Source organism: Halobacterium yunchengense (assembly GCF_037031165.1).
Taxonomy (GTDB): domain Archaea; phylum Halobacteriota; class Halobacteria; order Halobacteriales; family Halobacteriaceae; genus Halobacterium; species Halobacterium yunchengense.
This window is the reverse complement of record NZ_JAYEZL010000003.1, coordinates 52147-76088: the sequence shown is the minus strand read 5'-3', so window position 1 is coordinate 76088 and position 23942 is coordinate 52147. Positions and strand designations below refer to the sequence as shown.

Genomic DNA, 23942 nt, shown 5'->3' with positions numbered 1-23942 from the left:
GAACGCAGCGGCTTTTTACGCGCCGTCGTCGAACGGACGCGCATGGACGACGAGGACCTGCTCGCCGCCGCCCGCGACGCCCTGGAGAACGCCTACGTGCCGTACTCGGAGTACCCGGTCGGCGCCGCCGTCGAGACCGCGGACGGCAGCGTCTACACGGGCTGTAACGTCGAGAACGCGAACTACTCGAACAGCCTGCACGCCGAGGAGGTCGCCGTCGGCCGGGCGACCGCCGACGGCCACCGCGAGCTCGCGACGGTGGTCGTGACGTCGGCGGCCCGGGACGCCGTCACGCCCTGCGGGATGTGCCGGCAGACCCTCGCGGAGTTCTGCGAGGACGACACGCCGGTGCTCTGTGACACCGGCGGCGGCTTCGAGCGGTACACGGTCGGCGAACTCGTCCCCGACACCATCACGCCCGGGATGCTCGGCGTCGAGCCGTAGCCCGGGTTCCCGAACGGGAAGACACTTTGCCCACGGGGGGCGAACCCTGGGGGTATGCCCGGTGACAGCGAGGACCCGAACGACGAGGTCCAGTATCACGTGGAACTGTCCGAGGGGGACGTCGCGTCCAGCGTCCTGCTCCCCGGCAACCCCGAGCGCCTCGACAAGATCACGCCCCTCTGGGACGACCACGAGGAGGTCGCCTACCACCGCGAGTACCGCACCGCGACCGGCACCTACGACGGCACGCCCATCTCGGTGACGTCGACCGGCATCGGCTCGCCGTCCGCGGCCATCGCCGTCGAGGAGCTGGCGCGCGTCGGCGCGGACACGTTCGTCCGCGTGGGGTCCTGTGGCGCGCTCCAGGCGGAGATGGAGCCCGGCGACCTCGTCATCACGCGCGGGGCGGTCCGCCAGGAGGGCACCAGCGACGAGTACGTCCGCGAGGACTACCCCGCGGTCGCCAGCCACGAGGTCGTCGCGGCGCTCGTCGCGGCCGCCGAGCGCCTCGGCCACGACTACCACGTCGGCCTCACGATGAGCTCGGACAGCTTCTACGCCGGCCAGGGCCGCCCCGGCTTCGACGGCTTCGAGGCCGCCGGCAGCGACGACCTCGTCCAGGAGCTGAAGGACGCGAACGTCGCGAACGTGGAGATGGAGGCCGCCGCCATCTGCACCATCGCGAACGTCTACGGGCTGCGCGCGGGCGCCGTCTGCTCGGTGTTCGCGAACCGCGAGACCGGCGAGTTCCTCACGGAGGGCGAGACCACCGCCGCCGAGACGGCGAGCCTCGCGGTCGACCTGCTCGCGAAGATGGACGAGAAGAAGGCCGAGGCCGGCGTCGACGAGTGGCACGCCGGCCTCAGCCTCGACTAGGGGCCGGTACCGACGCCGAGTGTCGACGTCGGTGGAGTGGTCGCTGCGACCGTCGACGCACCCGGGGCGGCGAGCAGTGGGTCAGTACGGCGGCGACTCGGCCTCCACGACGTCCGCGAGGTGGCCCAGTTCGTCGCTGAGCAACACCACGAGGTCGTCGAGCGCGACGATGCCCTCGAGGGCCCCGTCGCCGTCCACGACCGGGAGGCGTCGGACGGCGTGCTCGGCCATCGTCTCCGTGGTGTCGAAGACGCCGTCGTCGGTCGCCACCGTGACCGGCGTCTCGGTCATGATGTCCGCGGCGGACACCTCCGCCGGTTCGTGGCGCGGTTCGAGGACGTCGACGACGAGGTCGCGGTCCGTGACGATGCCGACCGGCTGGTCGTCGTCCTCGATGACGACGCTGCCGACGTCCTCGTCGACCATCACGCTCGCGAGGTTGCCGGCTGACTGGTCGCGGTGGGCTGTGACGACGTTCGTGCGGGCGACGTCTGCGACTGGCATGGACGGCGGTTCGGCGAACGCGGCCTTTGTTGTGCGTCGCCTTCCGCGAGTACGTCCCTCCTACTGTCGCCGTCCGCGAGTACGCTCGGCCTACCGGCGACTCGCGACGCGCGCGGCCGCCTCCCGAAACGATAACACGCCCCGGCGCGACCCGGAGGTATGCAGGAGATCTGGGACGACGACGGGCTGTCGGCGTCGTTCGTCGACGCGTTCGAGGCGTGGGCGACGACGAACGGCGGCGACGTCGAGGAGCACACCGCGGAGACGCTGTTCTGCGAGTTCCCGCCGACCGACGACCAGATCCGGATGCGCGTCGGCCTCTACGAGGCGGGCGGCCGCCACCGCCTCCGGTTCGAGACGGTCCGGGAGGAACTCGAGGTGAAACTGCTCTCGAAGTACGAGACGACGGACAGCAAACTCCTGTTGCAGTCGGATAAGGCCAGCCGGACGTTCCTCCTGGACGCGCAGGCCGGCGAGTGGCGCGTCGAGAAGCGGCCGGTCGCCGACGTCGCGTAGGACTCGCCTACAGCGCGTCCCAGGCCTTCATCGCGCGCGACCACGACGTCAGCTTCGCGATCCAGCGCGCCGCCGCGCCCTTCTTCAGGACCTTCGCCGGCGCGCTGTTGAACGTCCGCACCGGCGCGGACACGCCGCCGAGCCGGACGTCGTGCGCGATGGCGGTCTCCCCGACGGACACGAGCGTCCCCTGGTCGTCGTACGTCCACGACTCCAGCGGCCGGCCCTCGATGGCGCGCGCGATGTTGCCCGCGGCGACGTCGGCGGCCTGCCAGGCGGCCTGGGCGGTCGGCGGCGCGACCTCGTCGTCGCCCTGGTCGACCATCGAGCAGTCCCCGACCGCGAACACGCGCTCGTCCTCGGTCTGGAGGGTCGACTCGGCCTGCAGGCGGTTGTGCTCGGCCTCGACGTCGACGTCCGCGAGTTCGCTCGGCCCCGTGACGCCGCCGGTCCACAGGAAGACGTCGTAGGCGAGGTCCTCGCGCTCGTCGAACTCGAGGGTGTCCTCGGTCGCGGCCGTGATGGGGTCGTCCGTGAGGATGTCCACGCCCGCCCGCTCGAGGTGGTGGCGGAGCGCCCCCTGGATCTCGCTGTCGCCCGGCGGGAAGATCTCGGGGAGGGCCTCGACGAGCGTCACGTCGACGGGCGCGTTGTGGCGGTCGCGGAACTCCGCGACCTCGCCCGCGCTCTGGATGCCCGAGAGCCCGGCGCCGCCGACGACGACCCGCGCTGGATCGTCCCGGGTGGCGTCCTGTGCGGCCGCCTTCACGGCCTCGTGGATCTCGAGGGCGTCGTCGAGGCTCTTCAGCGTGAGCGGGTGCTCGTCCATCCCCTCGATGCCGTAGGTCGCGGTCTCCGAGCCGATGCCGACCAGCAGGTAGTCGTAGGAGAGGTCGTCGCCCTCGGCGAGTTCGACCGTCCGGTCGCCGGTGTGGACGTCGACGACGGCGTCGTGGACGAACTCCGTGCTCCGGGACTTCACGTCCTCGACGGGGATCGTGATCTTCTCCCGCACCGCCGGGTCCCGGATGATGCGGTGGGCCTCGTGCAACACGAGGTGGTAGTCCGTCTCCGACACCCAGACGAGTTCGGCGTCGGGACCCAGCGCGGACTCGAGTTTCGGTATCGCACCTGCACCCGCGTAGCCCGCGCCGAGAACGACGACTCTCGTGGTCATGTTGAGGACTCGGAGACCCGGTGATACAAAGGCTTTGAATCGCGTCGCGGCGCCCCAGTCCGTTTCCCGCGCGCCCAGCCCGTTCCCCGCCGCCGAAGCGCCCGTCGCTGAACCTAGTGCTCGGGCTCCTCGGCGGGCGCCCGCATCGAGTCGATCTTCAGGACGAGGATGTTCGCGGTGTCGTCTTTCCCGTCGACGGTCCCCTCGATGACGAGCTTCGACAGCGGCGTCGGCCCGACGGTGACGCTGTCCCCCTCGTGGAACTCCCGGATCGACCCCCGGAGGTGGATCTCGGCGCGGCAGAGCTCGGGGTGGTGGACGCTCGTCAACCCGATCTCCTCGACGTTCGCGTCCTCGACCTCCTCGCCGTCGTGGACGACCGGTATCTCCGCGGTGGTGTCGAGCTGCTGGATCTCCAGGGCCTCGTATGCGTCGACGGTCGGCTTGTAGCCGCCCTTCGGCCCCGGGACGCCCTCGACGAGCTGGAGGGCTTTCAGGCTCTGCATCTGGTTTCGGATGGTGCCCGGGTTCCGGTCGACCTCCTCGGCGATGTCCTCGCCCTTGACGGCCCGCTCGCGCTCCGTGTAGAGGTCGACGAGCGCGCGCAGGATCGTCTTCTGGCTGGAGGTCAGTTCAATCGATGACATACCCTACGGTTGGCCAGTGTTTTGCATAAATCCCCCGATGGTGCCAGCAGACTGGGCACGTCCGCGGCGAAACGGCAGGCTTTACGGCGCGACCGACGACCCCCTGCGTATGGACGACGAACGAGTGCTCGTGACGGGCGGCGCGGGGTTCATCGGGTCGAACCTCGCGAACCACCTCGCCAGCGAGGGCAACGACGTGGTCGCGCTGGACAACGGCTACCTCGGCACCCCGGAGAACCTCGACGACGACGTGGAGTACGTCGAGGCGGACGTCCTCGACGAGTCGCTGCCGACGGACGTCGACGTGGTGTTCCACCTGGCGGCGCTCTCGAGCCGCCAGATGCTCGAGGAGAACCCCCGGCGGGGTGCCAGGGTGAACGTCGAGGGGTTCGTGAACGTCGTCGAGCAGGCCCACGCCGACGGCTGCGAGACGGTGGTGTACGCGTCCACGTCCTCCGCGTACGGCAGCCGCACCGAGCCCAGCCCGGAGGACATGGACCTGGAGGCCGCGACCGGCTACGACGCGTCGATGCTCGGCCGCGAGCGCTACGGCGAGTACTACAACAACTTCTACGACGACCTGACGTGCGCCGGCATGCGCTTCTTCTCGGTCTACCAGGGCTACGGCGGCAACGAGGCCCACAAGGGCGAGTACGCCAACACCGTCTCGCAGTTCGCGGACAAGATCGCGAACGGCCAGTCGCCCGTGCTGTGGGGCGACGGCAGCCAGACCCGCGACTTCACGCACGTCGACGACGTCGTCCGCGGACTGGTGGCGACGGCCGACCACGAGCTCGCGGGCGTCTACAACCTCGGGACCGGCGAGTCGTACTCGTTCAACGAGATGGTCGAGCTGATCAACGACGTCCTCGGGACGGACGTCGACCCCGAGTACGAACCCATCCCGCTGGAGAACTACGTCCACGACACGTGCGCGGACGTCTCGAAGATCCGGGCGGCGACCGGCTGGGAGCCCCGGATCGGCTTCGAGGAGGGCGTCGAACGGGTCTGCGAGCCGTACCTTCGCTGACCGGCGGTCGCCTCAGCGGTCCGCGTACACGAGCGCCCAGTCGGCGACCTTCGCCGTCACGACCGTCGAGGCGACGAGCGTCCCGCCGAGGACGAGCCCGGTGACCACAACGGCACCCGCCCACGCGTACAGTTCCGGCGGGAACGCCAGGTACAGCCAGCCGCCGACGAGCGCGTAACACCCCAGCGGGACGAGCAGGACGAGGACCTCTCTCGGTCGCAGGCGCCTGAGTTCGCCGTACGTTCGCCCGTGCCGGAGGTCCCCGGTGAGCGGCAGCCACAGCAGCCACGCGGCGACGCGGATTCCCAGGTAGTAGACCTGTCGGCGTTTGGAGGGCACACCACAGCGTCTGCGACTCGTTCACATAAGCGCTTCGCCGGCGGGCCGGGAACCGGACGGACTAAAGGCCGGTCCACGTACTCGAAGCCATGTCCACTGAAGTTCACGTCATCGGCGCGCCGATGGACTACGGCGCGGACCGACGCGGCGTCGACATGGGGCCGTCGGCCATCCGGTACGCCGACCTCGCCAACGAACTCGCGCAGGCGGGCGTCGACGTCGTCGACACCGGCGACCTGCTCGTGCCGCGCGCGGAGGAGCGGTCGCCCAGCCACGAGCACGCGAAGTTCCTCCCCGAGATCGAGGACGTCTGCAGTCGCCTCGCCGACGAGGTCGCGGCGACCGTCGACGACGGCGCGTTCCCGCTGGTGCTCGGCGGGGACCACGCGGTCGCCATCGGGACGATGGCGGGCGCCGCCCGCGACGCCGACCTCGGCGTGCTCTGGCTGGACGCCCACGGCGACTTCAACACGCCGTCGACGTCGCCGTCGGGGAACGTCCACGGGATGCCGCTGGCGGCGGCGCTCGGCCGCGACGAGTTCGCGGACACCGCGTGGGCGAACGCGGCCGGCCTCCGCGAGGAGAACGTCGCGCTCGTCGGCCTCCGGAACCTCGACGACCACGAGCGGGAGGCCATCCGCGACAGCGCCATGACGGCGTTCACGATGAGCGACATCGACGAGCGCGGCGTCACGGACGTCGTCGAGGACGCGCTGGACGTCGTCACGACCGGGACGGACGGCGTCCACGTCAGCCTCGACATGGACTGGCTCGACCCCGACGAGGCCCCCGGCGTCGGCACGCCGGTCCGCGGCGGCGCGACCTACCGGGAGGCCCACGCCGCCCTGGAGACCGTCGCGGAGCGCGACGACGCCACCGGCTGTCTGCGGTCGCTGGAGGTCGTGGAAGTGAACCCGATCCTCGACCAGTCGAACCGCACCGCGGAGATCGCCGCAGAGCTCGTCGCCAGCGCGCTCGGCAAGCGCGTGCTCTGACGGACTCCCCTCCCGACGGGCGACTCGCACTTCCCTTCCGACGGGCGACTCGCACTTCCCTTCCGACGGGCGACTCGCACTTCCCTTCCGACGGGCGACTCGCGTCGGTTCGGAGTGCCCCGGGACGGCCTGACTCGCAGCCGCCCGATTGGAGCGTGAACGCGACGGCGGTACCGGCGGCTGTCTGGACGAGCGTGAGCGCGCTACCGGTCGAAAAACGAACGCGTCGGCGGCCGCCCCGCCTCGCTACGCCTCGTCGCTCTCCCCGGACTCGCTCGGCGTGTAGACGCAGACGTCGGCGACCTCGTCGCCGGCCTCGACGTCCATGATCTTCACGCCCTTCGTGTTCCGGCCGTACGTCGAGATCTCGTCGACGGGCATCCGGATGATCTGGCCGCCCTCGCTCATCACGACGAGGTTGTCGCCCTCGGCGACCGTGTCGAGGGAGACGACGCTGCCGTTCCGGTCGCCGGTCTTGATGTCCACCAGCCCCTTGCCGTTCCGGGACTGCTTGCGGTACTCGCCGAGCGGCGTGCGCTTCCCGTACCCGAACTCGGTGACGGTGAGCAGCGTGCGGTCGTCGTCGGGCTCGACCGCGGCGACGCCCGCCACGCGGTCGTCGCCCTCGAGGTCCATGCCGTGGACGCCCCGGGCGTTCCGGCCCATCGGCCGGACGTCCGTCTCGTCGAACCGGATCGCCATGCCGTGCTCGCTGCCGAGCACGACGTCGTGGCTGCCGTCCGTCACCTCGACGTCCGCGAGCTCGTCGCCGTCCTCGAGGTCGATGGCGATGATGCCCGTCGAGAGGATGTTCGCGAACTCGCCGACGCTCGTGCGCTTCACGTAGCCGTCCCTGGTCGCCATCGTGAGGTACTCGTCGTCGGCCTCGAAGTCGAGGTCGTCGGCGGTGACGACCGCGGAGATCTCCTCGCCGTCGTCGAGGTCGAGGACGTTCACCGCCGAGGTCCCCCTGGCTGTCCGGGACATCTCCGGGACCTGGTGGACCTTCAGGCGGTACACCTGGCCCTGGTTCGTGAAACACAGGAGGTAGTCGTGCGTGCTCGCGGTGAACACCGCGGAGACGCGGTCGCCGTCCTTGAGGTCGCTGCCGATGATGCCCTTGCCGCCGCGGTGCTGGGGGTCGAACGTCGCCGCCGGCACGCGCTTGATGTAGTCCTGCTCGGAGAGCACGACGACGACGTCCTCCTCGGGGATGAGGTCCTCGTCGGTGACCGTGCCGGTGTCCTCGACGAACGAGGTGCGGCGGTCGTCGGCGTACTCGTCTCTGATCTCGCGGAGCTCGTCTTTGACGACCGAGAGGAGTTCGTCCTCGCTGCCGAGGATCTCCTCGAGGCGCTCGATGCGGGCCGTGACGTCCTCGTACTCGTCTTCGATCTCGGCGGCCTCCATCGACGTCAGGCTGCCGAGCTGCATCCGGACGATGTGGTCGGCCTGGGGCTGCGTGAACCCGAACTCGGCCTTCAGCGCCTCCTTGGCGTCGTCGCGGTCCTCGGCGTCCTGGATGGTGTCGACGACGTCGTCGACCTGCTCGAGGGCCTTCAGGCGCCCCTCGAGGATGTGCGCGCGGTCCTCGGCCTCCGCGAGGTCGTGCTCGCTGCGCCGCCGCACCACCTCCTTCCGGTGGGCGACGTACTCCTCGAGCAGCTCCTTCAGCGTCAGGACCTTCGGCTGGCCGTCGACGAGCGCGAGGTTGATGACGCCGAACGTCTTCTCGAGGTGGGACTCCAGGAGGTGGTTCTCCACGACGTCCGTGTTCGCCGACCGCTTCAACTCGATCACGATGCGGATGCCGTTCCGGTCGGACTCGTCCCGGAGGTCGCTGATGCCCTCCAGCTTGCCGTCGCGGACGTCGTCGGCGATGCGCTCGACGAGCTTGGACTTGTTCTGCTGGTAGGGCAGTTCCGTGATGACGATGCGGTCGCCGCCGGACTGCTCCTCGACGCGGTACTCCGCGCGCATCCGGATGCGGCCCCGCCCCGTCTGGTAGGCCTGCTTGACGTCCGACCGGCCGACGATGTTGCCGGCCGTCGGGAAGTCCGGCCCCTTCACGTGGTCCATCAGGTCGAGGACCGTGCAGTCGGGGTCGTCGATGAGGTGGATGGTCGCGTCCACGACCTCGCCGAGGTTGTGCGGCGGGATGTTCGTGGACATCCCGACCGCGATGCCCGACGAGCCGTTCACGAGGAGGTTCGGGAACGCCGCCGGCAGCACCGTCGGCTCCTCGAGGCGGTCGTCGTAGTTCGCCTGGAAGTCGACGGTGTCCTTCTCGATGTCGGTCAGCAGTTCCTCCGCGATGGGCGCCATCCGGGCCTCCGTGTACCGCATCGCGGCGGCCGGGTCGCCGTCGACGCTGCCGAAGTTCCCCTGGCCGTCGACGAGCGGGTACCGCATCGAGAAGTCCTGGGCCATCCGCACGAGCGAGTCGTAGATGGGCGAGTCGCCGTGGGGGTGGTAGTCACCCATCGTGTCGCCGACGATGTTCGAGGACTTCCGGTGGCTGGCGCCGCTCGTGACGCCGGACTCGTGCATCGCGTAGAGGATGCGGCGGTGTACGGGCTTGAGGCCGTCCTCGACGCGCGGGAGCGCCCGGCCCGCGATGACGCTCATCGCGTAGTCGATGTACGACTGCTCCATCTCGTCGTCCACGCGGACGTTCTTCACGCGGTCCGCCACGTCGTCGGGTACGTCTGGGTCTGGTGCTTCCGAACTCATATCAGATGTCCACCCACTCTGCGTCCTGGGCGTGGTCCTGGATGAACTGCTTGCGCGGTTCGACGGCGTCCCCCATCAGCACGGAGAACATCTTGTCCGCCGCCGCCGCGTCGTCGACGGTGATGCGCTTGAGGATGCGGTGCTCGGGGTCCATCGTCGTGTCCCAGAGCTGCTGGGGGTTCATCTCCCCGAGGCCCTTGAACCGCTGGACCTGCGTCGGGTTGCCGTCGCACTGCTCTTCGACGATCCGGTCGCGTTCGTCCTCGGTCATCGCGTCGTAGGTCTCCCCGCGGTACCGGACGCGGTACAGCGGCGGCTGGGCGGCGTACACGTAGCCCGCCTCCAGCAGCGGCTTCATGTGCCGGTAGAAGAACGTCAACAACAGCGTGCGGATGTGCGCGCCGTCGACGTCCGCGTCCGTCATCATGATGATCTTCTCGTACCGGAGGTCGTCGATGTCGAACTCGTCGCCGATGCCGGTGCCGAGCGCCGTGATGATGTGCCGGATCTCGTCGTGTTCGAGGATGCGGTCGAGGCGGTGTTTCTCGACGTTCAGGATCTTCCCGCCGAGCGGCAGGATCGCCTGGAACTCGGGGTTCCGGCCCTGCTTGGCGGAGCCGCCCGCGGAGTCGCCCTCCACGATGAACAGCTCGGCGTCCTCGGGGTCTTTCGTCTGGCAGTCCGCGAGCTTCCCGGGGAGGCTCGTCGAGGACAGCGCGGACTTCCGGCGGGTCAGCTCCTCGGCCTTCTTCGCGGCCTTCCGGGCCTTCGCCGCCTCGACGGCCTTCCGGACGACCGCCTCCGCGGTGTCGGGGTTCTCCTCGAAGTACGTCCCGAGGCCCTCGTGGACCGTGCTCTCGACGACGCCCCGGACCTCGCTGTTGCCGAGTTTCGTCTTCGTCTGCCCCTCGAACTGGGGGTCGGGGTGCTTCACGGAGATGACCGCCGTCAGCCCCTCGCGGATGTCCTCGCCCTTGAGGTTCTCGCCGTCGAGGTCGCCGAGGAGGTCGTTGGCGTTCGCGTAGTCGTTGACCGTGCGCGTCAGCGCGGTCTTGAACCCCGTGAGGTGGGTGCCGCCCTCCCGGGTGTTGATGTTGTTCGCGAACGCGTGCGTCGAGGACTGGAGGTCGTCGGTCGCCTGCATCGCGATCTCGACCTGGACGGCGCCGTTGTCCGCGTCCTCGTCGGCGGGCGCCTCGTCCTCGAAGTAGATGACGTCGTCGTGGAGGGCCTGCCGGCTCTCGTTGAGGTACTCGACGAACTCCCGGATGCCGCCCTCGTACTGGAACGACGACGACCGCGGCTCGTCGCCGCGCTCGTCGGTGAGCGTGATCTCGACGCCCGAGTTCAGGAACGCGAGCTCGCGGAGCCGCGACTCGAGCGTGGAGTACTCGAAGTCCGTCGTCTCGAAGATCTCGGCGTCCGGCCGGAACCGGATGAGGGTGCCCGTCTCGTCGCTGTCGCCGACGCGCTCGAGGTCCGTGACGGGCTCGCCGCGCTCGAACTTCTCGCGGTACCGGCCGCCGTCGCGGTCGACGACGACGGCGAGGCGCTCGGAGAGCGCGTTCACCACGGAGACGCCGACGCCGTGGAGGCCGCCGGAGACCTGGTAGGACTTCCCGTCGAACTTCCCGCCGGCGTGCAGGACGGTGAGGATGACCTCGACCGCCGGCCGGTCGTACTCCTCGTGGGTGTCGATGGGGATGCCGCGACCGTCGTCCTCGACGCTGACCGACCCGTCGTCGTGCAGCGTCACCTCGATCCGGTCGCAGTACCCGGCCAGTGCCTCGTCGATGGAGTTGTCCACGACCTCGTAGACGAGATGGTGGAGGCCACGGGAGTCAGTGGAGCCGATGTACATCGCCGGCCGCTTCTGGACGGCCTCCAGGCCCTCGAGGACCTGGATCTGGCCGGCGCTGTACTCGCTTTGGTCAGACATGAACGTTGATTCCCCCTAGTCCCCCTGGGGGTAAAAAAGGCTCGCACGCGTGCGCGCGAGGGCGTCCGACGGACGTCAGACAAACTGTCAGACAGTGGCCGTCGACGACGAGCCGGGAACGCCTCGATGGGGCGTTCAGCCGGCGGCCGTCCCGCGTTTAGTTTCACTTTCACTCCGCACACCGCTGGGGTTTTAGCCCCGCACCGGGAAAGGGCACGTATCGAATGACGTCCTTCCAGCAGACGCTCGGTGAGGAGGAGGGCATCGCGGAGGAGCTCGCCGCGAGCCAGCGCGAGATCTCCATCGCCGAGTTCTTCGAGAAGAACAAGCACATGCTGGGCTTCGACTCCGGGGCCCGGGGGCTGGTGACGGCCGTCAAGGAGGCCGTCGACAACGCCCTCGACGCCACGGAGGAGGCCGGCATCCTCCCGGACATCTACGTCGAGATCGACGAGCACCGCGACTACTACACGCTCGTCGTGGAGGACAACGGCCCCGGCATCACGAAAGAGCAGATCCCGAAGATCTTCGGCAAACTCCTGTACGGCTCGCGGTTCCACGCGCGCGAACAGAGCCGCGGCCAGCAGGGCATCGGCATCTCCGCGGCCGTCCTCTACTCGCAGCTCACCTCGGGGAAGCCGGTGCGCATCGAGAGCCGCACCCAGGACAGCGGGGTCGCGAACTACTACGAGCTCATCATCGACACGGACGCCAACGAGCCCGAGATCAGCGTCGAGGAGGAGCTGTCGCCCGCCGAGAGCGACCTCCGGGGCACCCACGGCACGCGCATCGAGATGGACATGGAGGCGAACATGCGCGCCCGCGGCCAGCTCCACGACTACGTCAAGCACACCGCGGTCGTCAACCCCCACGCGCGCATCGAACTCCAGGAGCCGAACGGCGAGATCAAGTCCGAGCGCGCCGAGGGCGCCGGCCTCCCCGACGAGACCGAGGAGATCCGCCCCCACCCCCACGGCGTCGAACTCGGGACGCTCATCAAGATGCTCGACGACACGGACTCCCACTCGCTGTCCGGGTTCCTCCAGGGCGAGTTCACGCGCGTCGGCAAGAAGACCGCCGACGGCGTCGTCGCGGAGTTCAAGGACCGCCACTACGGGCGGGAGGCGCGGTGGCGGCCGCCGGGCGTCGAGGCGGACGTCGACCTGGCGGCCGTGGTGGTCGGCGCCGTCTCGAACAAGGACGCGACGCACACGAAGCAGTACGCCGAACGCGTCGTCGACGCCATCGAGGAGCGCGGGCGCGTCGCGTACTCGGAGGTCAAGCAGATCGCCGCGGACGCCGCCGAGGACATGGAGTCCGAGACCGGGACCGTGTTCGGCGACACCGTCCGGGGGAACGTCGTCGAGGCGGTGTGGGCGGAGCTCACCGACGACCGCGCGGCGGACGTCTTCGTCGCCGTCGACGACGCCACCACGGCCCAGAAGGACGACGCGACGGTGCGCGGCCTCGCGGAGCGGATCGCCGCGAAGTTCGGCGAGGACACTCCCCGGGACCGCGTCACCCGGGCCGAGCTCGGGGACTTCGTCCACCGGGCCGCCGAGCAGACCGAGGAGTACGACGACGCGACGGTCGGCGAGACCGCCCGCGAGAACGTCGTCGACGAGCTCTGGTCCGGGATGGCGACCGTCCCGGACGACCCGCCGCTCGTCCGCGAGGTCGCGGGCGACCGCGACACCGCCAGCGACCTCCTCGCCGCGATGGAGCAGGTGGACGTGATGGCGCCGCCGACGTCCTGTCTGTCACCCATCGAGGCCGACCTCGTCGAGGCCGGCCTCCGCAAGGAGTTCGACGCCGAGTTCTACGCCGCGGCGACCCGCGACGCCGAGGTCCACGGCGGCGACCCGTTCATCGTGGAGGCCGGCATCGCGTACGGCGGGGAGCTCGAGGACGACGGCACCGTCGACCTGCTTCGGTTCGCGAACCGCGTGCCGCTCGTCTACCAGCGCGGCGCGTGCGCGACGACCGGCGTCGTGAAGGACATCGGCTGGCGGAACTACAACCTCGACCAGCCCGGCGGCAGCGGCCTCCCCCACGGGCCCGCCGTCATCATGGTGCACGTCGCCTCGACGAACGTCCCGTTCACGAGCGAGTCCAAGGACGCCGTCGCGTCGGTCCCGGAGATCGAGGACGAGATCGAGCTCGCGGTGCGGGAGGCCGCCCGCGAGCTGAAGTCCTTCCTGAAGAAGCGCCAGTCGATGCGCAAGCGCCAGCAGAAACAGAGCGTCATCATGGACATCCTGCCGACGATGGCGGAGAAGGTCACGGAGATGACCGGCAACGAGCCACTCGACGTCGATGACTCGCTGGCGCGCATCATGAACAACGTCCTCGTCGAGCGCGAACGCGAGAACGGCACTGTGACCCTCCGCGTGGAGAACCACGGCAGCTCCAGCGCCGACGTCGACGTCACGGACATCGTCTCCACGGAGCCCGCCGACCCCTCCGACGGGAACGTCGTGGAGATGGACGGCGAGTGGTTCGTGAAGTGGTCGCCGACCGTCTCGGGCGGCGACACCGCCGAACTCACCTACGAGGCGCCCGAGGACGCCGACGCCGACCTCTCCGTGCAGGGCGTCGAGGACGCGCGACTGACTGTCAACGACTAACCAATGAGCGACGCAGAATCCACACCGGACACGCCGAAGGGCGACGACGCACGCGACCAGCTCGTCGACCTCGCCGAACAGTTCTACGACCAGTTCCAGCAGGGCGACGTCCCGCGGATGCGCCTCCCGACGCGGTCGAAGTCCAACATCGAGTACGACGAGGACTCGAACGTCTGGGTGTACGGCGACCGCACGAGCACGCGCTCGGCGAACTCCGTTCGGGGCGCGCGCAAGCTCCTGAAGTCCGTCTACACCATCGACTTCCTCGCCCAGCAGCTCGAGGAGGACCGCTCGTCGACGCTCCGGGAGCTGTACTACCTCTCGGAGTCCTGGGACGAGAAGGAGGCGAAGTTCAACGACCAGAGCGAGAGCGACAAGCTCGTCGAGGACCTCGAGATCGTCTCCGGCGTCAAGCGCGAGGACTTCCACATGCGCCCCGAGGAGTCCGGCGCGACGCTCATGGGTCCCCTGGAGCTCCGCGAGCAGACCCGCCGCGGCGAGCGCGTCATCCACTGCCAGGAGGACGTCGGCGAGGGCGGCTACCAGATCCCGAACAACCCCGACACCATCGAGTTCCTCGACCACGACTGCGAGTTCATCCTCGCCGTCGAGACCGGCGGTATGCGCGACCGCCTCATCGAGAACGGCTTCGACGACGAGTACGACTGCCTCGTCGTCCACCTGAAGGGCCAGCCGGCGCGGGCCACCCGCCGCATCACGAAGCGTCTCCACGACGAACTCGGCCTCCCCGTCACGGTGTTCACTGACGGCGACCCCTGGTCGTACCGCATCTTCGGCTCCGTGGCCTACGGCTCCATCAAGTCCGCGCACCTCTCGGAGTACCTCGCCACCCCGGAGGCCGAGTACGTCGGCATCCGCCCGCAGGACATCGTCGACTACGACCTCCCGACGGACCCGCTCGGGGACTCCGACCAGAACGCCCTCGAGTCCGAGCTCGAGGACCCGCGCTTCCAGAGCGACTTCTGGACCGAACAGATCGAACTCCAGCTCGACATCGACAAGAAGGCCGAACAGCAGGCGCTGGCCTCCCGCGGCCTCGACTTCGTCACCGACACCTACCTCCCCGAGCGCCTCGACGAGATGGGCGTCATCTAGACCCACGTTTTCCCGCTCGGGTTCGCTTCGCGCACCACTCGCGGCAAAACCCCGGGGAAAACCCCCGCCAGAGCGGAGCGAGGGCGGGTGAACCGCGAGCGCGCCGCGCTCGCGGACGCCGGCACGCCCGTTCTACCGCTCGTCCAGTGCGACCGGAATCCCGCTGCTGGCGACCGCCTCCGCGAACGCGCGGCCGTCGCCGGCCAGCCCCTCGAAGGTGTTGTAGTGAATCGGGACGACGAGGTCGGGACCGAGGCGCGCCGCCAGGTCCGCGGCCTCCCGCTCGCCCATCGTGATCTGGCCGCTGATGGGCGGTAGGAGGACGTCGGGGTCGACGGTGGCGTGCACGGGGAGCGCGTCCGAGTCGCCGGTCCAGAGGACGCTCCGGTCGCCGCGGTCCAGCACGAACCCGCAGCCGAACCCCGGCGGGTGCGAGGACCTGCCGCCGGGCTCGTCCGGCTCGGTCTCCGCCTGCACGACCTCGACGCCGACGCCACCGACCGCCAGCGAGTCGCCGTACGCGACGCGCTCGACGTCGTACGGCAGGTCGGCGACCGGCGCGACGTCGCGACCGATCCGGTCGGCGTCGACGCCCTCGTAGACGACCACCGTCGCGTCCTCGCCGGCGACGCGCTCGACGCCGTCCGGGTCGTAGTGGTGGTCGTGCGTGACGACCACGAGGTCCGCGTCCTGCGCGCGGTAGTCGGTGCTCTCGGGGTGGCCGCCGGCGGTGTCGAAGTCGCCGGGCGTCCACTCGCCGGTGAGCACGCCGTACCGGCCCGGGTCCGTGTACGCGACGGTGCCGTCCGGCCACTCGATCCGCGCGGTCGCGTACCCCAGCCAGTCCACCGTCAGGTCGGCCTGTCGAACGGTCACGAGCGGGGCTTCGGCGACGCGCCGAATAGCGCTTTCGGCGTCACGAGAACAGGGCGGCGACGTCGGCCAGCGAGTCGACGACGTGGTCCGGCCGGACGTCGCTGGTAGCGAGCGCGTCGTCGCCGTCCACGCCCGTCCGCACGAGCACGGTCGTCATCCCGGCGCGCTCGCCCATCGCGACGTCCGTGTCGAGGCGGTCGCCGACGAGCACGCAGTCGTCGGCGGGGACGCCGAGGCGGTCCGCGGCGAGGCGCCCGGTCGTCTCCGAGGGCTTCCCGAGGACGGCGTCGGGTTCGCGGTCGGTGACGCCGGCGACGGCGTTGATGATGGCGCCAGACCCCGGTTTCAGGCCGTCGGCGGTCGGCACGGTGCGGTCGGGGTCCGTCCCGACGAACGCCACGCCGTCGGTGAGGGCCTCGAGGGCGGCCTCCATGTCCCGGTAGTGGAACTCGCGGTGGTAGCCCGCGACCACGACCTCGGCCGCGGACGGGTCGTCGGTCAGCGGCACGCCGGCGTCGCGGAACTGGTCGACGACGGAGTCCTCCGCGATGGGGAACACGCGCTCGCCGGCGTGGCGCTCGCGGAGGTAGTCGACGGTCGCGACCGCCGCCGTCAGCACGTCCTCGGCGTCCGCGTCGACGCCCAGACTGCCGAGGTGGCCGGCGTACCGCTCGGGCGACACGGTGGGGTTGTTCGTGAGGAAGAGCACGCGCTCGGCCGTCTCGCGGAGCGCGGCCAGCCCGTCGAGCGCGCCCGGGATCGGTTCGCCGTCGTGCAGGAGCGTGCCGTCGATGTCCACGACGACGCCGCGGTAGGTCATGGCGGGCGTTGGGCCGCTCTCGTGTTCAACCCACCGGCGACGGCAGCCCCGGCGCCGCGCGCCGTCGAGCGGCGGCCGTCGCCGGTTACAGGAGCAGGGAGACGACGGCGAGCACGACGAAGATGATGATCATCCACTTCGCGATGGTCATGCTGACGCCCGCGACGCCGCGCGCGCCCACGATCGCGGCGACGATGGCGAGCACGAAGAACAGGACCGCGAGCTCGATGAAGCCGCCGCCGCCCACGAGCGGCAGCGGTTCGGCCAGTACGTCGGTGGCCGCGAAGCCGACGGTTGCGAGCGACGAACCCATACCTGGACGCACTCCCGGCTGACGGATAGTTAGTTCGGCCGTACGGAGTCGACGCGACGAGCGGCGTGCGGTGCGTGTCGCAGGGACCGGCTACCCCTGTTCGCCGGCGAGGCGCTCGACGCGCTCGATGGTGTCCGCCGCCTCCGGCGCCTTGTCCTCGCGGACGGTGACGAACCGGGGGAACCGCAGCGCGTACCCCGAGGAGTACGTCGGCGACGCCTGGATCTCCTCGTAGCCCACCTCGAAGACGACCGCCGGCTCGACGTCGACGTCCTGGCCGTCCTCGCCGCGCACGTGCGGCTCCAGCAGCGCGGTGAGGTCCGCGAGCTGTTCGTCGGTGACGCCCGTCGCGACCTTCCCGATGGTCTCGAACTCGCCGGCGTCCTCGTCGCGGGCCGCCAGCAGGAACGTCCCGAACAGCGAGGCCCGCCGCCCCTCGCCCCACTCGGCGCCCGTCACGACGAGGTCCAACGTCTCCACGTCGGGTTTGCGCTTCAGCCAGTGTTTCCCGCGGTCGCCGGGCGTGTACGCCGCGTCGGGGTCTTTCAGCATGATGCCCTCGTGGCCGGCCTCGAGGGCGCGGTCCTCGAACGCGGCGATCTCGTCGGGGTCGGCCGTGACGAGGAGGTCCGAGACCGCGTCCGCGTCGTCGACGACCGCGGCGAGGCGCTCGTGGCGGTCCTGAAAGGGGGCCGCGAGGAGGTCCTCGCCCGCCGCGTGCAGGCAGTCGAAGGCGTGCAGGCGCACGCGGACCTCGTCGCGCATCGCGGCGACGTCGTGCTTGCGGCGGAAGCGCTTGAGGATCTCCTGGAACGGCAGCGGGCTGCCGTCGTCGTCGACGGCGACCGCCTCGCCGTCGAGGATGACGGGCGCGTCGACGTTCGCCTCGACGAACTCCACGAGTTCGGGGAGCGCGGCCGTCACGTCCTCCATGTTTCGCGAGTACAGCGACACCGCCTCGCCGTCCCAGTGCACCTGAACGCGCGCGCCGTCGAACTTCGTCTCCACGGCGGCCGCCTCCCACTCCTCGAGGGCGTCGGTGACGGTGCCGGCCTGCGCGAGCATCGCCTGCACCGGCCGGCCGACCTCGAGGTGCATCGCGTCCAGGCCGTCCTCGCCGTCGTCGCGCGCCGTCTCCGCGACGAGGCCGTAGTCGTTAGAGACCTGGAGCGCGCGCTCGACGGCGTCGACGTCGACGTCGAAGGCCGCCGCGACGGCGTCCCTGACGGTGCCCTCGCCGACGCCGATGCGCATCTCACCGAGCACGAGGCGCGCGAGGTACCGCGCCTCCTCGCCCGAGCACCTGTTGAACAGGCCGAACAGCAGCGTCACCTTCTCGTCCTGGCTGCCGTCGCCCGCGGCCGCCGCCAGCGCCGCCAGGTCCTCGTAGACGTCCACGACCGTCAGTGCGCCCCCGTCGCCGCCCGACGCGAACGCCCCGAGTCCGGCCTGGCCGCCGAGGTCGAGGCTCGCCGCCACCTCGCCGACGTCGCCCGTCTCGGCCAGCCGCCGTTCCACGTCGTCGGCGGTGACGTTCGTCGACGCCGCGCGCGCCAGCGCCTCGTAGCAGAGCCGCGGCCCGATGTCGAGTTTCGTCTCGGAGTGCGCCGGGAACACGCGACCCTGCACGAACCGCGCCACGACGGCGAGGTCGCCGCCGGCCGCCGCGAGGAGGTCCGCGACGCGGTCCACGACGGCCAGGTCGGCGTCGGTCGCCTCCACGTCGGCGGCGCGCGCCGCGAACGTCTCGAACTCCATCACCCGCCGGTAGCCGGTTCTCTGGGATAAAACAGTCGGAGTGTCCGCGCGCCACCGGCCCGACGCCACCGGCCCGACGCCACCGGCCCGACGCCACCGGCCTTATTACGGGCGGCGACCGAACTACCCCGGCATGGCAGGGTCGGACCTCGTGGATCGCGTGCGGGAAGTGCTGGCCGTCGACGCCGACGCGTTCCAGCAACAGGTGTGGGGCGACGCCGAGACCGTGGCGGCCGAGATCGCGGCCGGGACGTTCGACAACCCGCAGGCCATCGTCGGCCTCGAGTACGAGTTCTACGCGGTCAGCGACGACGGCTCGCTGGCGCGCGTGCCGCGTCGCGTCCTCGAGTTCGTGGGCTTCGAGAAGGAACTCGGCCTGCACAACGCCGAGATGTCGACGAGCCCCCAGCCGCTGAACGACGACGGACTGCGCGCCCAGGAGGCCGAGGTGAAGGCGAAGCTCCGCGCCGCGGCGGAGCCGATGGCCGCGGAGGGCCTCCACCTCGTCAGCGACGGGATGTGGACGATCCCCCCGGAGGGCGAGACCGCGCGCGGCTACCTCACGGACAGCGTGAACCGCGACGGCGTCCAGGTCGCGACGAACATGTCGGCGTCGGCGCGCTACCACGCGATGGCGAACACCGACCAGCCGGCGGGGATGCGCCTGGACTCCCCGCACGTCGACCTGCAGGCGGACACCGTGATGCCGGAGGCGCTCATCACGTCCATCCAGCCGCACTACCAGGTCCCCCAGGCGGTCGACCTGCCGACGTACTTCCGGTACGCTGTCCGGCTCGCCGGCCCCCTGCTCGCGCTGTGCGCGAACTCGCCGGTGTTCCCGCCGGACCTCTACGACGAGGACGCGACCGCCGAGGAGATTCTCGCGGACGCGTGGCGGGAGTCCCGCATCGACGTCTTCGAGACGGTCCTGAACGTCCCCGGCGAGCAGCGGAAGGTCCGCTTCCCGGAGGACCTCGACAGCGTCGAGGACGCCGTCGACCGGGTCGCCGCCGACGAGACCATCGTCCCGATGCCCGTCGAGGGCGGCGGCCGCTTCGACGACGAGTTCGCGCACTGGCGGCGCAAGCACGGGACGTACTGGCGGTGGGTGCGGCCGGTGTTCGGCGGCGCGTCCCGGGAGGACGCGAACGCGCGCATCGAGTTCCGCCCCATCGCCGGCCAGCCGACGGTCCGGGACACCATCGCGGTGCAGGCGGCGTTCGCCGGCCTCCTGGAGAACCTGCCGCGGACGGAACACCCCGTCTACGACCTCGACTGGGAGACCGCCCGCGAGAACTTCTACGCCGCCGCGAAGCGCGGCCTCGACGCGGACCTCGAGTGGGTGGACGCCGACGGCGACCGCGTCGGCGACGTCCGGAGCGTCTACGCCGACGTCCTCGAGCAGGCGGAGGCCGGCCTGCGGCGCCGCGGCCTCTCGAACGAGGAGGCCGCGAAGTACCTCTGGCCGCTCCGCCAGCGCGCCCGCCACGAGATCACGCCGGCGTCCTGGAAGCGCGAGCGCATCCGCGAAGCCCTCGAGGACGGCAACGGCTTCGAGAACGCCGTCTACGCGATGCAGTGCGAGTACATCGAGAACCAGCGCGAGACGCTGCTGTCCGGGAGCTTCGCGGACTGGCTCGGCCGCGGCGCCGAACTGGACGACGACTGAGGCCGTAGACGGGCACAGAGCCGTCGGCGACCGATGAGGCCGTCGACGGACACTGGAGTGGGCGGCGACCGAGGAGACCATCGCCGAACGCCGGGGCCGCCGCTGGTCGGTCGCGCGTTCCGAGAGGGAGAATCAGTGCGGCGGCGCGACGGCCGGGCGTCGCCGATCGTGGCTGCGTCTGCAGCGTCGGTGCCTGCTTACAGGACTTCGTCGATGTCCTTGTGGCCGACGATCTCGACGTTCTCGCGGGTGACCTTCGTGACGTGGATGCCGTTACCGGACGCGGTGTCGCGCTCGCTGGCGGAGTCGATGGCGCGGGCGGCGGCCGTGACGGCCTCGTCCATGGTGAGGTCCTCGCGGTACTCCTGCTCGAGGGTGCCGAGCGCGTACGGCATCCCGGAGCCCTGCGCGGAGTACTCGTCGGAGAGCGCGCTCCCGGAGGGGTCGAGGCTGAACACGTGACCGCCCTCCTCGTCGACGCCGCCGAGGATGGGCGCGACGGCGAAGAACGGGCCGCCGCGCAGGAGGTTCGAGCCCATCGTGGCGAGGGCGTTGATGGACATGTACTCGCCGCGGCGGGCCTCGTAGAGGTTCGCCTCAGCGCGCAGCGAGCGGATGAACGACTGGGCGCCGCCGACCGTCCCAGACAGCGAGAGGGCGGCGTTCGGCTGGATCTCCTCGACCTTCTGGACGTTCTTGTTGGAGACGACGCGGCCGCCGAGGCTCGCTCGCATGTCGGAGGCCATCACGACGCCGTCGTCGGTGGTGATGCCGACGATGGTGGTGCCGGTCTTCGTGACCTCGTCGCCGCTTGCGGCCTGGGGTCCGTCTGGGAGCGAACCGATCTCCGGTTCGTAGGGGTTCTGGGTGCCGCCGAAGCGGGCCTGATTCCGGGCGAATTCGGGGCCGTCGTTGCCGTCGAACATTACCAGAGGTTACCAGTCCGGGACTGATAAAACCATCTCTTCCGGGCATTCGGGGCGGTGCGTAATCCGGCTTCAGAAGGGCTCAGGCTGGTGTTCTCAGTTCGCGGCGCGGTAGGCGCGCTCGGTGCGCTCGACGAGCGCGTGGACTGGCAGGGTGACCCCGGCCTGCCGGACGAGCACGGCGACGGGCAACAGCATGATGCCCAGTGCGAGGCTGGACTGGTAGAGCGCGAACAGCGCGAGGCGCGTGGTGCGGTCGAGCATCGGAGTGGTACCGGCTCAGTACACGCCATTATAAAAGCCTTCCGGGCGGGTCGCCCGACTCACGTCGGCGCCGTCTTGCGGTTTCCGTTCTGTCGGACGGGCGTCGTCCGAATCGCGCGGACGGCCGCAGTCAGCGGTAGGAGTGCCGTTGCTGTCGCGGCACTGTGCCGTAAGTTACGGCGACTATCCGGGTGGCGTGCGCGGTGAGGCGGCGAAACCACAAAGCACGACTTCCCGGGCGTCGATGAGCGGGTATGAGCAACTACGTCGTTGCGATGGAAGCCGCGTGGCTGGTCCGTGACGTCGAGAACTCCGACGACGCCATCGGCGTCGCCGTGAGCGAAGCCGGCAAGCGACTGAACGACCAGGACCTCGACTACGTCGAGGTCGAGGCGGGCGTCACCACGTGTCCCGCCTGCGGTGAGCCCCTCGACGCGGCGTTCCTCGCGGCGAACACCGCCCTGGTCGGGCTCGTCCTCGAGCTCACCGTGTTCAACGCGGACAGCGAGGAGCACGCCGAGCGCATCGCCAAGAGCGAGGTCGGCGGCGCGCTCCGCGACGTCCCGCTGGAGGTCATCGAGGTCGTCGAGGAGGACGGCGACGGCGAGAGCGCCGAAGCGGCCTGAACGCGGTGTCGCTCGCGGCGAGCGCGGCCCTCCCGAACCTTTATTAATAACTCCTGGTTATCGGGGCGTATGAGCCTCCCGACGCCCAAGGACCTGCGCGAACGCCGGACCTCGCTCGAACTCACGCAGAGCGAGCTCGCCGACCGCGCGGGCGTCTCCCAGCCGCTGATCGCCCGCATCGAGGGCGGCGACGTCGACCCGAGACTGTCGACGCTCCGGCGCATCGTCGAGGCGCTCGACGAGGCCGAGGGCGACGTCGTCCGCGCGAAGACCCTCATGAACGAGGAGGTCGTCAGCGTCGCCCCCGACGACGCCGTCACCGAAGCCGTCCAGAAGATGCAGGACGCCGGCTACTCCCAGCTCCCGGTCATCACGAACGGCGTCCCCGTCGGCTCCATCAGCGACAGCGACGTCGTCCACGCCGGCGAGGACGTCGGCGACCACCCCGTCCGCGACGTGATGAGCGAGAGCTTCCCCACCGTCTCCGAGGACGCGACCATCGACGAGATCTCCAGCCTCCTCGACCACTACAAGGCGGTGATGGTGACGAAGGACGGCGAGACGGTCGGCATCATCACGCAGGCGGACGTGGCGGCGCGCATCAGCTGACGGCATTCCGCGCCGCGAGTCGCGAGTCGCTTCCGGCGACAGGCCGCAAATCGCTACAGCGAAAGTCGACGAACCGCTACAGCGACAGGCCGCGGATCTCAACGGACGGCTCGCCGTCGGCCTCCTCGACCGCCCCGACCAGTTCGCCGTCGGTCTCCGCGACGAGTCCGTCTGCGCGCTCGGGCGGCAGCGCGACCACGAACCCGGTGCCCATGTTGAACGTGCGGTGCATCTCCTCGGTGCCGACGTTCCCGGCGTCCCGGACGAACTCGAAGACGTCCTGCGCGGGGAAGGGGTCGGGCACCTCGTAGCGGAACTCCCCCATGCGCTCGAGGTTCGTCCAGCCGCCGCCGGTGACGTGTGCCGCGGCGTGCACGCCGAACTCGCGGAGCGCGTCGAGCAGGTGCGTGTAGATGCGCGTCGGCTCCAGCAGCGCCTCGCCGACCGTCTCGTAGCCGTCGCCGGGGAACGGCTCGTCGAAGCCGCCAGCGCGCTCGGCGGCCTTCCGCGCGAGCGTCAGGCCGTTCGAGTGGATGCCCGACGACGCGAAACCCACGAGCGCGTCGCCGGCCTCGGCCTTCCCGGGGAACAGGTCCTCGTCGGTGGCGAGGCCGGCGACGGTGCCCGCGAGGTCGAAGTCGTTGACGACCTCCGGCATCACCGCCGTCTCGCCGCCGACGAGCGCGACGCCGGCCTCCTCGGCGCCCGCCGCCAGGCCCTCTCCGAGCTGCTCGGCGCGGTCCTCGTCGGGTTCGTCGACGGCGAGGTAGTCGACGAACGCCGCCGGTTCGACGCCCGCCGCGACGAGGTCGTTGACGTTCATCGCGACGCAGTCGATGCCCACGGTGGAGTAGTCCCCGAGCGCCTCCGCGACGAGCAGCTTCGTGCCGACGCCGTCGGTCGCCAGCGCGAGGTACCGGTCGCCGACGTCGACGAGCCCGGCGTACTCGGTGGTGTCCGCGGTCTCCGAGACCGCGCCCACGAGCGCCGCGGTCGCCGCCTCGCTGTCCTCGACGTCCACGCCGGCGTCGGCGTACGTCAGTTCCTCCGCCTCGTCGGCGCCGTCCCCGCCGTCCGCACCGCCGTTGGTCATACACGAGCGTGCGTATCTCGGGGCGAAAAACGTGCCGGTCTATGC

The 23942-nt window shown here is 70.3% G+C and carries 23 protein-coding genes; 10 read left to right on the top strand and 13 right to left on the bottom strand.

Annotation, left to right across the window (positions count from 1 at the left end; all coding sequences use genetic code 11):
* The first annotated feature begins 42 nt into the window (after positions 1–42).
* Positions 43–444, top strand: coding sequence for a cytidine deaminase (gene cdd, locus U5911_RS09480; protein WP_336036795.1), 402 nt, complete (start codon positions 43–45; stop codon positions 442–444).
* Between the two features lie 54 nt (positions 445–498).
* Positions 499–1320: a nucleoside phosphorylase gene (locus tag U5911_RS09475; RefSeq protein ID WP_336036794.1), complete on the top strand. Its 822-nt coding sequence runs from the start codon at positions 499–501 to the stop codon at positions 1318–1320.
* An 81-nt stretch (positions 1321–1401) separates the two neighbouring features.
* On the opposite strand, the gene U5911_RS09470 is transcribed toward U5911_RS09475, so the two are convergent.
* The gene (locus U5911_RS09470; protein WP_336036793.1) at positions 1402–1824 is read right to left on the bottom strand and encodes a CBS domain-containing protein; all 423 of its coding nucleotides are present in this window, start codon (positions 1822–1824) and stop codon (positions 1402–1404) included.
* 159 nt (positions 1825–1983) lie between these two features.
* Between U5911_RS09470 and U5911_RS09465 the strand changes: the two genes are divergently transcribed.
* Entirely contained in the window at positions 1984–2340 is a 357-nt protein-coding gene (locus U5911_RS09465; RefSeq protein ID WP_336036792.1) for a hypothetical protein, read from the top strand.
* A 7-nt stretch (positions 2341–2347) separates the two neighbouring features.
* Here the strand turns inward: U5911_RS09465 and U5911_RS09460 are convergent, their stop codons facing one another.
* Together U5911_RS09460 and U5911_RS09455 are read right to left on the bottom strand one after the other, a co-directional pair.
* Positions 2348–3517, bottom strand: a complete 1170-nt coding sequence (locus U5911_RS09460; protein WP_336036791.1) for an NAD(P)/FAD-dependent oxidoreductase — start codon at positions 3515–3517, stop codon at positions 2348–2350.
* Positions 3518–3630: 113 nt separating this feature from the next.
* Positions 3631–4164 (bottom strand): Rrf2 family transcriptional regulator, encoded by a 534-nt coding sequence (locus tag U5911_RS09455; protein ID WP_336036790.1) that lies wholly within the window; start codon positions 4162–4164, stop codon positions 3631–3633.
* Positions 4165–4273: 109 nt separating this feature from the next.
* Between U5911_RS09455 and U5911_RS09450 the strand changes: the two genes are divergently transcribed.
* Positions 4274–5194: an NAD-dependent epimerase/dehydratase family protein gene (locus U5911_RS09450; protein ID WP_336036789.1), complete on the top strand. Its 921-nt coding sequence runs from the start codon at positions 4274–4276 to the stop codon at positions 5192–5194.
* 12 nt (positions 5195–5206) lie between these two features.
* On the opposite strand, the gene U5911_RS09445 is transcribed toward U5911_RS09450, so the two are convergent.
* Complete coding sequence (locus tag U5911_RS09445; protein ID WP_336036788.1) at positions 5207–5533, bottom strand: hypothetical protein; 327 nt, start codon at positions 5531–5533, stop codon at positions 5207–5209.
* An 89-nt stretch (positions 5534–5622) separates the two neighbouring features.
* Here U5911_RS09445 and rocF point away from each other — a divergent pair, with 89 nt between their 5' ends.
* The gene (rocF, locus tag U5911_RS09440; protein ID WP_336036787.1) at positions 5623–6528 is read left to right on the top strand and encodes an arginase; all 906 of its coding nucleotides are present in this window, start codon (positions 5623–5625) and stop codon (positions 6526–6528) included.
* 246 nt (positions 6529–6774) lie between these two features.
* Here the strand turns inward: rocF and gyrA are convergent, their stop codons facing one another.
* The gene (gyrA, locus tag U5911_RS09435) at positions 6775–9261 is read right to left on the bottom strand and encodes a DNA gyrase subunit A (protein WP_336036786.1); all 2487 of its coding nucleotides are present in this window, start codon (positions 9259–9261) and stop codon (positions 6775–6777) included.
* A 1-nt stretch (position 9262) separates the two neighbouring features.
* Positions 9263–11200: a DNA topoisomerase (ATP-hydrolyzing) subunit B gene (gene gyrB, locus U5911_RS09430; RefSeq protein ID WP_336036785.1), complete on the bottom strand. Its 1938-nt coding sequence runs from the start codon at positions 11198–11200 to the stop codon at positions 9263–9265.
* A 224-nt stretch (positions 11201–11424) separates the two neighbouring features.
* Here gyrB and U5911_RS09425 point away from each other — a divergent pair, with 224 nt between their 5' ends.
* Both U5911_RS09425 and U5911_RS09420 read left to right on the top strand, forming a co-directional pair.
* Positions 11425–13827: a DNA topoisomerase VI subunit B gene (locus tag U5911_RS09425; protein ID WP_336036784.1), complete on the top strand. Its 2403-nt coding sequence runs from the start codon at positions 11425–11427 to the stop codon at positions 13825–13827.
* A 3-nt stretch (positions 13828–13830) separates the two neighbouring features.
* Entirely contained in the window at positions 13831–14943 is a 1113-nt protein-coding gene (locus U5911_RS09420) for a DNA topoisomerase IV subunit A (protein ID WP_336036783.1), read from the top strand.
* Between the two features lie 132 nt (positions 14944–15075).
* Here U5911_RS09420 and U5911_RS09415 read toward each other — a convergent pair whose 3' ends face one another.
* From U5911_RS09415 to ligA, 4 genes are all read right to left on the bottom strand, one after another.
* Entirely contained in the window at positions 15076–15819 is a 744-nt protein-coding gene (locus U5911_RS09415) for an MBL fold metallo-hydrolase (protein ID WP_336036782.1), read from the bottom strand.
* A 40-nt stretch (positions 15820–15859) separates the two neighbouring features.
* Positions 15860–16639, bottom strand: a complete 780-nt coding sequence (locus U5911_RS09410; protein ID WP_336036781.1) for an HAD-IIA family hydrolase — start codon at positions 16637–16639, stop codon at positions 15860–15862.
* An 85-nt stretch (positions 16640–16724) separates the two neighbouring features.
* Positions 16725–16952 carry a DUF1328 family protein gene (locus tag U5911_RS09405; protein WP_336036780.1) on the bottom strand — a complete coding sequence of 76 codons (228 nt, stop codon included), beginning with the start codon at positions 16950–16952 and terminating at the stop codon, positions 16725–16727.
* Positions 16953–17042: 90 nt separating this feature from the next.
* Complete coding sequence (ligA, locus tag U5911_RS09400) at positions 17043–18710, bottom strand: ATP-dependent DNA ligase LigA (protein WP_336036779.1); 1668 nt, start codon at positions 18708–18710, stop codon at positions 17043–17045.
* Between the two features lie 133 nt (positions 18711–18843).
* On the opposite strand from ligA, the gene U5911_RS09395 reads away from it, so the two are divergent.
* Positions 18844–20379 carry a glutamate-cysteine ligase family protein gene (locus U5911_RS09395; protein ID WP_336036778.1) on the top strand — a complete coding sequence of 512 codons (1536 nt, stop codon included), beginning with the start codon at positions 18844–18846 and terminating at the stop codon, positions 20377–20379.
* A gap of 197 nt (positions 20380–20576) precedes the next feature.
* Here U5911_RS09395 and psmB read toward each other — a convergent pair whose 3' ends face one another.
* Together psmB and U5911_RS09385 are read right to left on the bottom strand one after the other, a co-directional pair.
* Entirely contained in the window at positions 20577–21305 is a 729-nt protein-coding gene (psmB, locus tag U5911_RS09390) for an archaeal proteasome endopeptidase complex subunit beta (RefSeq protein ID WP_336036777.1), read from the bottom strand.
* 96 nt (positions 21306–21401) lie between these two features.
* The gene (locus tag U5911_RS09385; RefSeq protein ID WP_336036776.1) at positions 21402–21569 is read right to left on the bottom strand and encodes a hypothetical protein; all 168 of its coding nucleotides are present in this window, start codon (positions 21567–21569) and stop codon (positions 21402–21404) included.
* A 254-nt stretch (positions 21570–21823) separates the two neighbouring features.
* Here U5911_RS09385 and U5911_RS09380 point away from each other — a divergent pair, with 254 nt between their 5' ends.
* Both U5911_RS09380 and U5911_RS09375 read left to right on the top strand, forming a co-directional pair.
* On the top strand, positions 21824–22195 hold the full coding sequence (locus tag U5911_RS09380) for a DUF555 domain-containing protein (RefSeq protein ID WP_336036775.1): 372 nt from the start codon (positions 21824–21826) through the stop codon (positions 22193–22195).
* A gap of 69 nt (positions 22196–22264) precedes the next feature.
* The gene (locus U5911_RS09375) at positions 22265–22804 is read left to right on the top strand and encodes a CBS domain-containing protein (protein ID WP_336036774.1); all 540 of its coding nucleotides are present in this window, start codon (positions 22265–22267) and stop codon (positions 22802–22804) included.
* A 76-nt stretch (positions 22805–22880) separates the two neighbouring features.
* Here the strand turns inward: U5911_RS09375 and purM are convergent, their stop codons facing one another.
* Positions 22881–23897, bottom strand: a complete 1017-nt coding sequence (gene purM, locus U5911_RS09370) for a phosphoribosylformylglycinamidine cyclo-ligase (protein ID WP_336036773.1) — start codon at positions 23895–23897, stop codon at positions 22881–22883.
* Positions 23898–23942: the final 45 nt, after the last annotated feature.